Source organism: Novosphingobium sp. Leaf2, from assembly GCF_001421325.1.
GTDB lineage: Bacteria > Pseudomonadota > Alphaproteobacteria > Sphingomonadales > Sphingomonadaceae > Novosphingobium.
The window spans coordinates 1-14,119 of record NZ_LMJY01000007.1 but is presented as its reverse complement, the minus strand read 5'-3'; the positions used below and the strand labels follow the sequence as shown (position 1 = coordinate 14,119).

Annotated in this window: 9 protein-coding genes, 1 tRNA gene, 1 pseudogene and 1 other annotated feature; of the genes and pseudogenes, 4 read left to right on the top strand and 7 right to left on the bottom strand. The window is 63.8% G+C overall.

Annotated elements, in window-relative coordinates:
- Nucleotides 1–100 precede the first annotated feature (100 nt).
- The gene (locus ASE49_RS05985; protein ID WP_056769347.1) at nucleotides 101–3,010 is read left to right on the top strand and encodes a TonB-dependent receptor; all 2,910 of its coding nucleotides are present in this window, start codon (nucleotides 101–103) and stop codon (nucleotides 3,008–3,010) included.
- A 56-nt stretch (nucleotides 3,011–3,066) separates the two neighbouring features.
- On the top strand, nucleotides 3,067–4,065 hold the full coding sequence (locus tag ASE49_RS05980) for an alpha/beta hydrolase (RefSeq protein ID WP_056769345.1): 999 nt from the start codon (nucleotides 3,067–3,069) through the stop codon (nucleotides 4,063–4,065).
- 4 nt (nucleotides 4,066–4,069) lie between these two features.
- On the opposite strand, the gene ASE49_RS05975 is transcribed toward ASE49_RS05980, so the two are convergent.
- Together ASE49_RS05975 and ASE49_RS05970 are read right to left on the bottom strand one after the other, a co-directional pair.
- Nucleotides 4,070–4,792 carry a LamG domain-containing protein gene (locus ASE49_RS05975; RefSeq protein WP_082456333.1) on the bottom strand — a complete coding sequence of 241 codons (723 nt, stop codon included), beginning with the start codon at nucleotides 4,790–4,792 and terminating at the stop codon, nucleotides 4,070–4,072.
- 8 nt (nucleotides 4,793–4,800) lie between these two features.
- Nucleotides 4,801–8,631, bottom strand: a complete 3,831-nt coding sequence (locus ASE49_RS05970) for a LamG-like jellyroll fold domain-containing protein (RefSeq protein ID WP_156370146.1) — start codon at nucleotides 8,629–8,631, stop codon at nucleotides 4,801–4,803.
- Nucleotides 8,632–8,852: 221 nt separating this feature from the next.
- Here ASE49_RS05970 and ASE49_RS05965 point away from each other — a divergent pair, with 221 nt between their 5' ends.
- Nucleotides 8,853–10,385, top strand: a complete 1,533-nt coding sequence (locus ASE49_RS05965; RefSeq protein WP_056769433.1) for a UxaA family hydrolase — start codon at nucleotides 8,853–8,855, stop codon at nucleotides 10,383–10,385.
- Between the two features lie 115 nt (nucleotides 10,386–10,500).
- Here ASE49_RS05965 and ASE49_RS05960 read toward each other — a convergent pair whose 3' ends face one another.
- Nucleotides 10,501–11,004: an SDR family oxidoreductase gene (locus ASE49_RS05960; RefSeq protein WP_235522865.1), complete on the bottom strand. Its 504-nt coding sequence runs from the start codon at nucleotides 11,002–11,004 to the stop codon at nucleotides 10,501–10,503.
- A 510-nt stretch (nucleotides 11,005–11,514) separates the two neighbouring features.
- On the opposite strand from ASE49_RS05960, the gene ASE49_RS05955 reads away from it, so the two are divergent.
- Nucleotides 11,515–11,835, top strand: coding sequence for a hypothetical protein (locus tag ASE49_RS05955; RefSeq protein ID WP_056769341.1), 321 nt, complete (start codon nucleotides 11,515–11,517; stop codon nucleotides 11,833–11,835).
- Nucleotides 11,836–12,042: 207 nt separating this feature from the next.
- Here ASE49_RS05955 and ASE49_RS05950 read toward each other — a convergent pair.
- The 4 genes and pseudogenes from ASE49_RS05950 to ASE49_RS05940 form a co-directional block, all read right to left on the bottom strand.
- Nucleotides 12,043–12,404, bottom strand: a pseudogene (locus ASE49_RS05950) (IS3 family transposase); the annotation flags it as partial.
- Nucleotides 12,223–12,339: a sequence feature (AL1L pseudoknot), on the bottom strand. (Overlaps the previous pseudogene by 117 nt.)
- A gap of 221 nt (nucleotides 12,405–12,625) precedes the next feature.
- Nucleotides 12,626–12,820, bottom strand: coding sequence for a hypothetical protein (locus ASE49_RS18665; protein WP_235522867.1), 195 nt, complete (start codon nucleotides 12,818–12,820; stop codon nucleotides 12,626–12,628).
- A gap of 301 nt (nucleotides 12,821–13,121) precedes the next feature.
- Nucleotides 13,122–13,808: a tyrosine-type recombinase/integrase gene (locus tag ASE49_RS18655; protein WP_235522861.1), complete on the bottom strand. Its 687-nt coding sequence runs from the start codon at nucleotides 13,806–13,808 to the stop codon at nucleotides 13,122–13,124.
- Nucleotides 13,809–13,997: 189 nt separating this feature from the next.
- Nucleotides 13,998–14,074, bottom strand: a tRNA-Met gene (locus tag ASE49_RS05940).
- Between the last annotated feature and the right edge of the window lie 45 nt (nucleotides 14,075–14,119).

Sequence of the window (14,119 nt, the reverse complement as noted above, 5' to 3'; positions counted from 1 at the left end):
GCGGGAGTAGAGGTGCCGGAAAACAGACGCAGGCTTGACCACGTCTCTTTCTGACACCGGTATCAATTGACCCGACGGGGTCGTGAGGGGATGTTTAGTCATGCGCCAGGGTACGTCTGGAATTTCGCTTTTAAAGGCCGCCTTGTTCGCCGGCAGCGCTCTCGCGTTGCCGCACGCGGCACTAGCTCAGGACGCCACGGGAACCACCGGCACTGCAACCGATGCAGCAGCCCAAGCCAATACCGAAGCGGCCGCAGTCGACGAAAACGTGGCCCAGGACATCGTCGTTACCGGCTATCGCCAGTCATTGCAGGCCGCGCTCAACGTAAAGCGTGAATCGATTTCGGCAGTTGATGCCGTCGTTGCTGAAGACATGGCAAAATTTCCCGACCAGAACCTGGCCGAATCGCTGCAGCGCATTCCCGGTATCTCGATTCAGAAAGACGGCGGCGAAGGCCGCGCGATCACTGTTCGCGGACTTGGCGCCCAGTTCACGCGTGTCCGCGTCAACGGGCTGGAAACAATTGCAACCAGTTCCGACGGCGCTTCGGCGAACCGCGACCGCGCGTTTGACTTCAATGTTTTCGCCTCGGAACTGTTCAGCAGCCTCGTCGTCCACAAGACCGCCGAAGCAAGCCTCGACGAAGGCTCGCTGGGTGCGGTCGTCGATCTCAACACGGGCAACCCCCTTGCCGGCAAAGCCGGGCTTACCGCCGTGCTCAATGTGCAGGGTTCGTACAACGACCTGTCGAAGAACGTCGGCCCGCGCGCGGCCGGCCTGCTGTCTTGGCGCAACGATGCCGGCACGTTCGGCGTAAACCTTTCGGCTGCGTATTCGCACACCGATACGCTGGAAACCGGCAACAACTCGGTGCGGTGGTCGCAAGCCTACTTCAATTCCGTCAATGGCACGCCGTGCTTCTACTCGAACGCCGGAGCCACAGGCGGCACGCCGGTCAGTTCGGGTGGTAACTATCGCCCTTCGGCGGCGTGTGACGCGGCCAGCCTTGCATTCCACCCGCGTATTCCGCGCTACGGCGTTATCGAGCATGACCGCAAGCGCCTGGGCCTTACCGGCTCGATCCAGTTCGAGCCCAGCGACCGCACGAAGATTTCGCTCGACGGACTGTATTCCAAGTTCAAGGAAGATCGCGCCGAACAGTGGCTCGAAGTGCTCGCCCGTTCGAACGAGCGCCGCTTCAACGTCGTCAACCCAGTCTACGACGACAAGGGCAACATGATCAGCGCCACGCTGAACAATGCCTATGTCCGTACCGAAAGTTACTTGCGCAAGTCTCAGACAGAATTCTACCAGATCGGCGCGACGTGGGACCAGGACGTTACTGATACCTTCCGCTTTACCGCGCTTGGCGGTTTCTCACAGTCGAATGCGGAAATTCCGGTTGAGACCACGATCGCTTACGACAATCGCAACGCCAACGGCTTCAGCTACGATTATTCGGACATGAAGTCGCCCGTACTCAGCTATGGGCTGGATGTGACGAATCCGGCGAACTTCCAGCTCGCCGAAATTCGCGACCGTCCCTCCTATGTCAAGAACCGCTTCAAGACCGCGCAGCTGCGCACCGAATGGGATGTGACCAAAGGCTTCACCATAAAAGCCGGCGCGGTGTGGCGGCGCTACAACTTCCGTACCCAGCTGTTCCAGCGCGACACTGCGGCTTGCGGTGCGAACGGCACGCGCGATCTGATCCTCGGCACCGTGACCTGCTCGTCGAGCATCTATGGCCTTCCCGTCACGTCGGGCATTTCGGACCTGGTAAATCTGGGCGACGCCGGACAGCCGGACGGCACCACCAGTTCCTGGCTGGTGGGCAACATCAAGAATGCCGCGGACTATACCAATCTGTATGACCGTACCGCCATCGAAGACCTGGGCAACAACCGCCAGGTGCAGGAAACCACCTCGGGTGGCTACGTTCAGTTCGATGTGAAGGGCCAGATCTTCGGGCTGGAGTATGCCGGCAACGCGGGCATGCGCTATGCCCACACCAATCAGAAATCGACCGGCTACACCGCGGGCATCGCACAGACCGTCGGGCGGACGTATGACGACTGGCTGCCGTCAATGAACCTGGCGTTCTACCCGCATAGCGACGTGATCGTGCGGGGCGCGATCGCCAAGGTCATCACCCGGCCCGCCTTGTCCAACCTCAATCCCGGCGGTTCGGTGGACGGCTTCAACTACCGCATCAACTTCGGCAACCCCGACCTTCAGCCCTACCGTGCGACCAACTTCGACGTTTCGGTCGAATGGTACTTCGCGCCGCAGGCGCTGTTCTCGGTGGCCGGCTTCGTCAAGAAGATCGAAAGCTTCCCGGTCGCCGGCACGTATGTCACCACATTGCCGCAGCTTGGCTTCGACCGTTCGGTCCTCGGTGCCAGCACACCCGCTTACATCAACTACGACCCCAACCAGGAATACGTGGTGTCAACGCAGGTTAACGGCCAAGGTGCAACGCTCAAGGGCGTGGAAGTGGCGCTGCAATTGCCTTTCACGTTCCTGCCCGGCCTGCTCAGCCATACCGGCTTCCAGGGCAACGCCACGTTCATCAAAAGCAGCGCGGATTACCAGATCACCGGGCCGGCAACCTCCGCCTGCACGCGCAACGCGACGACCGGCGCCTGCGGACTTTCGGGCGTGTCGGCGATCTACACCAACACCCTGCTGGGCGTCTCGAAGAAGGCGTGGAATGCCACCGTGTATTACGACGACGGCAAGTTTAGCATTCGTGGCTCGGTCAGCTATCGTGGGCCTTTCAGCGATGCAACGAGCGCCACAGGCAACATCTTCGAAGGCTATGGTTCTTACACCAGCGTCGATGCCGCGATCCGTTACAAGGCGACGGAATGGCTGGAACTGTCGATCGACGGCAACAACCTGACCGATGAATACCGCTACCGTACGAACGATATCTATGCGCAGCGCAACTATGAGAACAACCACTTCGGGCGTACCATCCTGTTCGGTGCACGCGCGAAGATCTGAAAATGCGTCGTCCCGGGCTTGGCGCCCGGGACGACCACCTTCAAGGGAAGCCCGGCATGGCGTTCGATCGCAGGACCGTGATCGCAGGTTCACTTGCTGCGGCCGGCTTTGTCGGAAAAGCGAACGCACAGACGCCTCCTCCGCTTGCATCTCAGGGGCTGCCACCGGGCCTGCCGCAGCCGACCGAAACGATCGACTTGTGGCCCAAGGGGCCGCCATCCACGCTCAAGGCCCCGCTGACCGAGACAATCAACGAACGCTCTACCGACGCGCTGGTCACCGACCGGGCAGTGGCCGGCATCACCCGGCCGCGCCTGGTGGTGTTTCGTCCTGATCGCCCCAACGGCGCGGCAGTGATGATCACGCCGGGCGGCGGCTACACCCGCATCGTCGTTGACAAGGAGGGCTATGAAATCGCCCGCTGGCTCACCGCCCGGGGATTTACCGCCTTCGTCCTGTTCTACCGCCTGCCCGGCGAAGGCTGGTCCAGCGGGCCGGACACGCCATTGGCCGACGCGCAACGCGCCATGCGATTGATCCGCCATCGCGCGCGCGATTTTGCAATCGATCCCGAGCGCGTTGCCGCGATGGGTTTTTCCGCCGGCGGCCACGTGTGCGCCGATCTGGGCGCTCGCTTTGCCGCCCACGCCTACGCGCCGGCGGACGCAGCCGACCGGCTTTCCGCCAAACCGCTATGCGCCGCGCCCATCTATCCGGTGGTGAGCATGGACCCGGCCATTGCTCACGCCGGCTCCCGCGAATTGTTGCTGGGGCCATCGCCGACAGCAGCGCTGGAGGTGGCCCATTCGCCTGATCGCATGGTGCCCAAGGACGCACCGCCGCATTTCCTCGTCCATGCCGAGGATGACGATGTGGTCCCCGTCGAAAACACCGTTCGGCTGCGCGCCGCGCTCAAGGCGCAGGGCGTCCCGGTCGAAACGCATCTGTTCGCCAATGGCGGCCACGGCTTCGGCCTGCGCCGCGCGATCGGCAAGCCGGTAGAGGCGTGGCCGGACCTCTGGCGGGCATGGGCACGCACGGTAGGGCTTGGCTGACCGGCTACTTGCGCAATGTGCGGAATTGCGATGGCGGCAGCGCTTCGGCGGCGAAGCGCGCCATCCGCACCGCGCCATGGAAAAAGTCCACGCCGGTATAGCGCACCCCGACTGACGTCTTGCCCGACCCTTGCGGGGTGAACGCCACCTTCGCCTCCCCTTCCAGCACGCCGTCGACATAGCTGCGATACGTGGTGCCATCATAGGTCTGGGCCACGTGGTACCAGCGGCCGATCGGGTGAAGCTTGGCGGGGTCGATCAGCGCCTGGGCATAGCCTGGCCCCTTCACGAAGGTGTCCAGGTACCAGAAATTGCCGAGCACGCGGATTTCGAACAGCATCCGCGTCTGCCCGCCGGGATCGTCCGAAGCCAGGTGCATCCAGCGCTGCGCGAACGCGCCGCCGTCAGGACGGAACACAGCCTCGGCGGTGAAGTGCGCCGCCCCGGCCAATGGGTGACGGTCCAGATAGACAGCGTCGTCCACCCCGTCGAAGGCCATGGCCTTGCCGATAGGCGTCTTGACGATGGCGGGCGCACCAACGATGCGCGGTGTCATGCCGCCGATATGCCGCAAGTTGTCGAAGCGCCAGACCACCGTGGCCGGCTTCGCCTGCCCGGTGGCCGGCAGCGATGCTACGGTGAGAAGCGCGAGTGCGGCCTTTGCGAGATGGATTGCCCTACGGGGGGTTCGAGAGTGTGCCCGCCCGGTATGCGAATTGGTCACCATCCAGCCCATCACCCTGGCGAACCAACCAGCACGACCACATCGTTGCGCCGGGTAATCTCCGGCGCTCCAGTCGAAACCCGGACGTGCAGCGTGGCTGGTGCCCCCGCAGGAACCGTGAGCGTTACCCGCGCAGTCTTCACGTGAAGATCGAGCGGCGCATCCAGTGGCGGGATCGGTGCCGAGGCGAGCACCCTGCCATCCGCAGTCTCCAGCGTCGCGGTGCCGGCGCGGGTTGGAACCGAGCCGAGGCTGTGGGCGGTGACGGTGATCGTGTTACCCTTGCGCACGACATCGTCCGGCCCAATGCCCAGATCCGGGCGATGTTCGGGCTGCACCTCGGCCTTCCGTTTCAGGGCGAAGGTCATGACAGTGGTCCGTCCCGGCGCGAACGTGACCGGGATCGATCCGCTGCACTCCAGTTCCACTTCGCTGGCGACCGGGTCCTGCGCAACGTCCTCGCCGGGGGCGGCCAAGCCCTGCGTCATGGCCCAGGTGCCCGCCGTGACGTTCCAGGTGCCCATGTCGGCCTGCTGCGCCGCGTCGGTGGTGTTGTATGCGATCACGGTGAAGCGATCGGGCGTGGCATCGCGCACCAGTATCGCGACTTTTACCGCCGCTTCGGGATCGGCGAACCGCCAGCTTACCGCGTTGCCGGGATAGGTCTGGTTGCGTTTGAGTGCGATGCCGCCCAGCCGTTCGCGTTGCAGCAGTTCGTTGGGCGCTTCCACCCGGTCGGTCCACCAATGGCCTTGCGTGTACATGTACATATGCTGCGACTTGTCCGCTATGCCGGCGGCATTGAGCGCTTCGAGCCATGCCGTGTCGCCAGTGCTGTTCCACGCCTCGAACCGCGCGAAATCGTTGCCGGCTGCGGCACTTTTGAGCACGTCTGCCTGCCAGTCCTTGCGGCGGCCCAGCACGGTGATGGCGTTTTCGTTGATCTCTGTCAGTGCGCCAAACGCGGTCTTGCCCACCCGGCCCAACACCGGACGCAGGTATTTGTCGTCCCCGGTAAAGCGCCAGGCCGCCCAGGCCGACTGCATCGGGAGCGAGGCCCCGCCGCCATCGCCGGCGCGCTCGGTGTCGTGATCCCAACTGATATCGTTGGGGAAGCGCCACACGCCGTCCGCGTCCTGCTTCCCGTGCGCCAGCAGGCCGTCCATCATCCCCGTCACGAGGCCGCGCGCGGAGGGATCCGCGTTGTAGACGCCCAGCAGGATCGGGGTGTGCATGATCACGAAGCCATAGGGCTTTTGCCACGCCCACGGTGCATCGCGGTAGATCTTGCGCGCGCCGTACCAGCTTGACGACAAGTGCATGTGCCCTGCCGGGTTCACCCGGATCACATCGTGCAGCGCCTTAACGGTGGCGAACATGCGCTCCACCGCCTTGGGCTCACCCCAGTTGAGATAGAGCCGCTCGGCATCCGAATTGATGCCTTCCTCATAGACGTGCAGTTCGTCGGTACTGATGTAGCTCAGCCCGTTCACGATCATGCCGTTGGTATAGACCGCATCCGAAAGCGCCTTGAGCGAGGCGTTGATCTTGTCCGGATCCACACCCATCAGCGCAAGGCCGGGCCACTGCTGAGTCAAGTCGGTATCGTCCGAGATGCCGCCGCCGAAATCGCCGTAACGCACCTGCCGCTCATCGATCCACCAGTTCACGAATTGGCGGGTCAGCTTGAGATCCTCAAGCTGGCGGAACGCCCAGAGCGGCATGCCTGCGGGCGCAGTGGGCTGGATGAACGGCGGAAGCTGCCCCTCGGAATAGCTAATGTCCGCCCAGTACCTACGCGCTTCGAGGTTATCGGGGTCCACGCGCAACACATCGGTGATGTCGCCGTAAAGGCGCCTGTACAGCCCCTCGCGCTTGGAAGCGGTGTGCTCCTCAACCAGAAAGGCCCAGTTGTCCTTCACCTGATTGAACCGGTCGGCGATGTGCTCAACCTTCGCCTGCGCACGGTCCTTGAACACCAGCCGCACCGTCATGCCGTCCAGCGATTTCGCGCCGAAATCGGGCGCAGCCGAGGCGATCGCCATGTAAAGACTGTCGGCAGTCAGGATGCGGTCGCGCAAGTCCAGCCACAGCGTCCGCGCCTGCCCCGGCCGCACGGAGACCTGCACGTCGATCATGTCACGGTCCGGCCAGATCGGATCCTTCACGCGGATGTCGAGCGGGATCAGGCCGCGCGCATCGCCTTTCGCGGCGATCGCCGGCAAGTCGATGGCGATACCGTCAAGCCCATCGTAGCTGTTCTCCCACCCGTAGTTCCAAGCCCGGGCGAGCGGGCGACCCGGCGGCGCATCACCGAAGTTGGAGGGGATCAGCACGTGCACGATCGGCATCGCCGCCCCATCGCGCTGCGCGCTTCCCGCCTCCGCCGCGCTGCCAGCGCCCACCGCCGCCCGCACGCCCGCGCTTGGCAACGCGACGACGGTCGATCGCTCGCTCGCCGGATACCGACCGGCGATATGCGCGTTCAGCGATGCCAGCGCCCCCAGGTTCGGCGCCGTTGCCGAATTGACGGTGTAGCTGAGTTGGAACGTACCCTTGGGGACTGCGCCGGGGTGGATATCATAGGCCCAGATCTCCTGGATCGGCTGCTCCTGCATTACGTTGGTGAAACGCAGAGTGCCGCCGGTTTTGGTGGGCGTATCGGTGATGGAGCGCACCACGCCCTTGGGCCGCGTAGCCAGCGAGCGCCAGGATTTGCCATCGCTCGACCAGTCCAGCGCGCCATAGGCCGCGCCGCGAATCTCGACCCGGTTGAAGGCGACGTTTTCAGGAACGGTGAGCGTATAGGTCTTGCCGCCCTCGACATAGACGTTCCAGTCCGGCAGCTGGAAATAATCGTTGCGGCCGGGCAGGCGCGAACGGTTGTAGACGCCAGGCCAGGTCGTCTCGGCGATGCCGTCGACCCCTTTCCACATCCACTCTTTAAGATCCTTGGCATCGGCGAATTCCACTTTGCGCACGACGGTTACGGGGTCGGCAAGCGCGGGCGGCGACTGCTTGTCCCAGCCGAAGCGATGCAGCCACGCCGCGCGCAACTGGGCAGCCGCCGGACTGGATGCGGTTTGCGCTGGCGGCACCTCCTGCCTTGCTGCCAGCCTTGCCACATCCGGGGCCGACAGCATGTGATCGTAGACGCGAATATCGTCGAGGTCGGAGCCGCGCATGAAATTGTAGCGGCTTTGCACCTGATGCGGGGCGATCACGCGCCCGGCGAGGCCGAACTGGTCCAGCGCCATATCGAGATCTGCGGTCTGCTTTTTCGCGGCAACCTGCTGGCCGTCCCAGAACAAGCGCACGCCTTGCGTCTCGTCCCACGCGAAGGCGATGTGGTGCCATGCATCAGGCGCGGGCGGATTGGGCATCGTCCAGCTTACCCGCACCCGCGACAAGTTGGCGTCGGTGACGAAGGCGTCGAAGCCGTGGCCGTTCCAGTCGATGCGCAGGAAGGCCATGTCCCAGCTCGAATGATCGCCGGCACTGGCACGGAAGATGACGAAGGGTGCTTCGCCCACCGCGGTGTGGCTGCGCCAGAAGAACGATAGCGAGCCGCGCTGCGCCTGCATGTTGCCCGGCGCCTCCCAAGCGACATAGCCGCCGTCCGACCACCGGCCTGCGCCGCCCATCGCCCCGTCAGCAACGATGGCGACGTCGCTCTGGAAGTTCGGCACGTCCGCACCGCCGGCAGTCGTCGCGTTGAAATCATGATCCAGCGGCGCGTGGAACAGCAGGCCGTCCTCAGTCTTCGCAGCAGCAGGCGTAGCGCCCCAAGCAAGCCCGGCCCCTGCTGCAACCGCCAATGCGATACGCGAGGCGAAAGTCATCCTGTGGCGCGATGAGGTTGTGGGCACCGTATCCATCTCCATTACCGGCAGATCGTCTCGTGCCAACCGTGTGATTTCTGCAAGGGGTATGACACCGGTATCAATGATTCAACCCATTACCTTTTGACAGGATCATAAAAGCTGCCGTCGATGGCGGGATCACTTTCAGAACCGAAGACCGCGTAGTTGTGCCAGCGCTGGCAATCCTGTATCGGGCGATCATGGTCGAGACACTTGCCACCCCCGTCGCCACGCCCGCAGCCGCCCTGCCCGCCGCCATTCGGACTGCTCTGGAAGACAACGTCGCCGTCGCGCTGCGCACGCTGGAGGCGGGCGAAGACGTGACGGTGGACGGGCAGGTCATACAGCTGCGCGATGCGATCAGCGCCGGGCACAAGTTTGCGGTGACCCCGATCACCGCCGGGGCTCCGGTCCGCCGCTATCGGGCGCCGATCGGCATTGCCACGCGTGACATCGCGGTGGGCGAGCATGTCCATACGCACAACGTGAAGACCGCGCTGACCGGCGAACAGGCCTATACTTTTTCTGCCCCACGCGCTGACGCGAGCAGGTCAACCGCCGCCCCGGTGCGCACGTTTGAGGGCTACGTGCGGCCCGATGGCAGCGTGGGCACGCGGAACGAGTTGTGGATTCTGCCCACCGTCGGTTGCGTGGGCCGGCTGGGCGAGCGGCTGGCGCAGCGCGGCAACGCGATGGGCGCGCCGGGCGTCGATGCAGTCCATGCCTTCAACCATCCTTTCGGCTGCTCGCAGCTTGGCGCGGACCTTGACGGGACGGCCGCGATCCTGGCATCGCTAGCACTCAACCCCAATGCCGGCGGCGTGCTGCTGCTGGGCCTGGGATGCGAGTCCAACCAGCTCGACGCCTTGCTGACGCGCATCCCTGAGGCACGCCGCTCCCGCATCCGCGTGCTGCGTGCGCAGTCGGAAGGTGACGAATTTGCCGCCGGGGAACGGCTCATCGCCGAACTGCTTGGCTTTATGAGCGAAGATCGGCGCGCGACAGTGCCGCTTTCGCACCTGCGCCTGGGCGTCAAGTGCGGCGGGTCCGATGCCATGAGCGGCCTGACCGCCAACCCGCTGATCGGCCTGATGGCAGACGCGGTGACGCAGGCCGGTGGGGCCGCGATCCTCACCGAAATCCCGGAAGTCTTCGGCGCCGAAACCCTGCTGCTTGAACGCGCCACCAGCCGTGAGGTGTTCGACAAACTCTCGGCGCTGGTCAATTCCTTCAAGCGCTACTTCCTTGATCACGGTGAGCCGGTGTCCGAAAACCCCAGCCCCGGCAACATTGCGGGCGGCATCACCACGTTGGAGGAAAAGTCGCTCGGCGCGGTGCAGAAGGGCGGCCTGGCGCCTATCCATGACGTTATCGGCTATGGCGAGCGCTTGTCGACAACCGGCCTGACCGTGCTGGAAGCCCCCGGCAACGATGCCGTGTCAACCACCGCTCTGGCGGCGGCGGGCGCCACCATCACGCTGTTCTCCACCGGACGCGGCACCCCGCTCGGCAGCCCGGTTCCCACCCTCAAGATCGCCTCCAACAGCGCGCTGGCCGCGCACAAGCCAGGCTGGATAGATTTCGATGCCGGCATGGTCTTGACGATGGGCATGGAAGCCGCCGCTTGGGTGCTGCTGGACCGGATCCTTGCCATCGCGAGCGGCGAACCTTCACGCAACGAACGCAACGACGAGCGGGCCATCGGCATCTGGAAGCGCGGCGTCACGCTCTGAAAAGCGTGACGCCCAAAGGCCGGCCACCGAAATTTGCAGCATCTCGTGCTGCAGGCGCCGGGGGCCCTCGCGTTTCGACCTTTTTGATAACAGCACCGACGTCATCGGCCTGCGATCAGCCGCGCATCAGCGAGCCACCGTTCACGTCGATGATCGTGCCGTTAATCCACCGGCCATCCTCGGAAAGCAGCATCGCAACCACGGCGGCGTGATCCTCGGACTCGCCCAGCCGGGTGTCCGGCGTACGGCTCATGAAGTAATCCGCCCACTTGGTGGCTTCTTCGGCGTTGGCTTCCATAGCCTTCTTCATCTCGCCCGTGACGGTGAAGCCGGGCGCCAGGACGTTGGCGGTCACCCCTTCCTTGCCCCAGCGCGAAGCGACGTGCCGCATAAGCGCGTTAACGCCGGCCTTGGTCATCGCGTAGGACGGCCGGGTTGGTTCCGCACCATAGGCCGAGCCTGAACTGGTGTAGACGATCGCACCCGATCCGGTGGCCGTCAGGTGCGGCAATACGGCACGGGTGCACAGTAAGTGCCCACGCAAGTTCACCGCCACTGTACGGTCGAACACATCCAGGTCGACCGTGAGCGCACCGCTGTCTTCCATGATGACACGCAAGTCGGCAACGCTGATATGTACGCCGTCTAGCCCGCCGTAATGCGCGACCAGCCGCCGATGCAAAAGCGGTTGCGGCGGACATCAGCATCTGCGCCGTTGCACGACAAATGAGCCAATGCCAGCATCGCCAAAAGCGGGAATCAACTCGGGAAGGGGGAGAGACGGTGGTGCGTTCGGCGATCGCAGTTCTTTTGCTATGGACGGTCCTGCTGCCCGTAAGCCGCAGGGTTGCACCGACATCGCCTATACTGTACCATGTCGTCCATGGCTGGCCCGATCTGCCGAATGAACGCGTTCTGGGGCCGTCTGCCGGGGTCGCTTTAAACTCCAGGCAGGAAGTGCTTGTCTTTCACTAGGCCAATCGGGTCTGGTCGGAACCGCTTCTTCTGACCCCGCTTGTACTCTCCCACCATCGCCGTGTTCGACAGCAGGGCGGGACGGTGTCTACGGAAACGGGGCACCAACGGTTTTCAGGTTCGGCCGGACGGACGCCTGGCGTCGCCGGAGCGGATGACCGCCAGCGCGACAGGGACCAACGCCACTGCCGTGGGCGCAGAATCCACCGCCTCCGACTTTGTCTCCGATGCGTTCGGCACAGGTTCGTTCGCTCAGGGTGATGAATCCCTGGCCCTCGGGCATCAGGCATGGTCAGCCGGCAAGGGCAGTGTTGCGGTGAGTCTCGTTTCCTATGCGGAAGGCAATTCCGGCATTGCCATCGGCCACTTTTCTGACTCGCGCGGCGATGACGCAGTCGTCGTCGGCGGTAGCAGCGCATATGACGTGCAGACCGGACAGGGCGTGAGCCCCAACGCTCGGCTCTTATGCCTATAGCAATGGCGCGACCATGATCGGCGGTCAGGCGGGCGTAGGCTACGATGCCAACGCCGGCCCCGCCGATGTAACACCGACAGTTTCCGCCAATTTCGGCACTGTGGTTGGCTATCAGGCGATTGACGAGCTGGCGCGCGCCACCGCGAGAGGCGCGAACGCACATGCCGTATATGCTCGATCAACCGCAGTCGGTGCCGGCGCGAACATACAGCGGGCGACGGGCATGCCCTCCCTTATCATCTGCCGCCAAACCTTGCGCACACCGTAGACCGCGAAGTTCTCGGCGAACACGCGCGCGACCTCGGGCTTGAGGGCCACATCCTGTCGTGCCCGCGCCGACAGGCGTGTCGGATCCTGTCGCTGCGCGACGCGCTCGTGGTATGTGGATGGGGCGATCGGCAGGACACGGCAGATCGGCTCGACCCCATAGGCATCGCGGTGATCATCGATAAACGCGATCATCGCCGGAACGGGCGGTCGAGCTCCGCCTGCGCAAAATATGCCGACGCCTTGCGCAAAATCTCGTTGGCCTGCCGCAGCTCACGGACCTCGCGCTCGAGCGCCTTTGGAACGCTTGTACGACCAAGGGTTGATCCTCACAAGTGACAAGCGCCCAGTCTAGCGGTCGCTGGGGCGGCGCGTTCCTCGGCCACCTGCTACGCAGCCGTCCAATTCCAGGGCAGGAGTTCGTGCGGTTAATTCGAGGATGTCGGCGATCCCCGGCCAGGACATCGGTAAGCCGCACACAGATCAACCTCGCTGGGCCAGCCAGGCGGCCCCGAACAGGATCCTATACACCCTCCCAGCCGATAGGGTCACCCCAATACTGGAGCATGCGTCGACGCGGCGTGAGGTAGAGCGCGCTGTTATAGGCGCTCCTCACCTCGTCCTGTTCCTCATGCGCCAGCGCCATCTCGATCCAGTCGGGCCGGTACTTTTCAGCCTCGTTCGCCCAGGTCGAGGCGATACCCCGAAACCCGTACATCGTCTGACGTCCCAGATAGCCCGGTAGCAGCCATAGATCATCGTATTCTGCGAGATCGGCTTGCGAGGCTTTCCGCCCGGGAAGACATAACTGGTTCGCCCAATTTCGCCGATTGCGTTCAGCACCCGCATCGCTTGCCTGGACAAGGGGACGAGATGGTCGCGATCCGTCTTCATCCAGTCAGGAGGCACCCGCCACCGCGGCTTGGCGCTATCGAGATCTTCGAATTGATCCCACGTGGCAAAGCGTGTCTCGTTGATGCGCGCCCAAGTCAGCACCGTGAACAGCATGGCTGCACGGGTCACGGCCCCCGGCGGCAAGGATTGTGATCGCCGTCGTACGTGTCGATGGCGCGCACGACACCCGACAACTCGCTGATGCCGACGCGCGCCATATGCCGCACTCGCGGCTCGGGCTTGAGAAGATCGGAGAGATACGCCGCCGGGTCCTGATCGGCCCGACCGTGCGGGATCGCAAAACGATAGATTTGGCTGACGTGCTGCTTGATTCTGCGGCTTACATCGAACGCCCCGCACGCTTCGACCACGCGGATCATTGCCAGCACATCAGCGCTGGTGATCGCGCGCAGATCGCGATCTACCAACGCCGGGAATGCATCGCGCTCAAGGCGGCGCAACAACCTGGCAGCATGGCCGGGATTTAGCGAAGCAATACGGGTTTCATGCCAAGCCCGCGCCACGGCTTCAAACGTCATCTTGGGCTTGGCGAGACGGCTTGGGCGCCCGGATCCCTGCCCTGCCCCAAGGCAAACCTTGGCCTCGGCGCGCAACAGTAGCGCGGCGGCGAGACAGACCTCGGGGTAGTGGCCAAATGAAAGCAGCTTTTCCTTGCCCGCGAAGCGGTATTTCATCAGCCAGAGCTTGGAGCCGTTGGGCCGGACCGGCAGGTGCAAGCCGCCACCATCGGCGAGCTTATAATCCTTGGCGCGCTTGGTGGCGTCGCGAACATCGGAGTCTTTGAGGGCCATTTAAAGCTGAAGTGGTCGAGGCCCTTCGCACGCTCATCGACGAGGTGACGCTGATCCCGGAAGGAAGCGAACTAACAATCGCTCTGCGCGGTGATCTGGCGGCGATGCTCACATTTGCCTCAAACAAGAAAAAGCCCGCCCTCCTTTCGAAGGCCGGGCTTATGGGCGATTTCTTATCGCCGGTATCGTTGGTTGCGGGGGCAGGATTTGAACCTGCGACCTTCAGGTTATGAGCCTGACGAGCTACCGGGCTGCTCCACCCCGCGTCACCATGTTTGGGCTGAGTGTGTCAGCCCGGAAGCGTTTTTGTG

Bases quoted from the DNA above. Each gene is read 5' to 3' on its own strand.
- ASE49_RS05985 (WP_056769347.1), top strand. From the start codon at position 101: ATGCGCCAGGGTACGTCTGGAATTTCGCTTTTAAAGGCCGCCTTGTTC.
- ASE49_RS05980 (WP_056769345.1), top strand. From the start codon at position 3,067: ATGGCGTTCGATCGCAGGACCGTGATCGCAGGTTCACTTGCTGCGGCC.
- ASE49_RS05975 (WP_082456333.1), bottom strand. From the start codon at position 4,792: ATGGTGACCAATTCGCATACCGGGCGGGCACACTCTCGAACCCCCCGT.
- ASE49_RS05970 (WP_156370146.1), bottom strand. From the start codon at position 8,631: ATGACTTTCGCCTCGCGTATCGCATTGGCGGTTGCAGCAGGGGCCGGG.
- ASE49_RS05965 (WP_056769433.1), top strand. From the start codon at position 8,853: ATGGTCGAGACACTTGCCACCCCCGTCGCCACGCCCGCAGCCGCCCTG.
- ASE49_RS05955 (WP_056769341.1), top strand. From the start codon at position 11,515: ATGACCGCCAGCGCGACAGGGACCAACGCCACTGCCGTGGGCGCAGAA.
- ASE49_RS18665 (WP_235522867.1), bottom strand. From the start codon at position 12,820: ATGTACGGGTTTCGGGGTATCGCCTCGACCTGGGCGAACGAGGCTGAA.
- ASE49_RS18655 (WP_235522861.1), bottom strand. From the start codon at position 13,808: ATGGCCCTCAAAGACTCCGATGTTCGCGACGCCACCAAGCGCGCCAAG.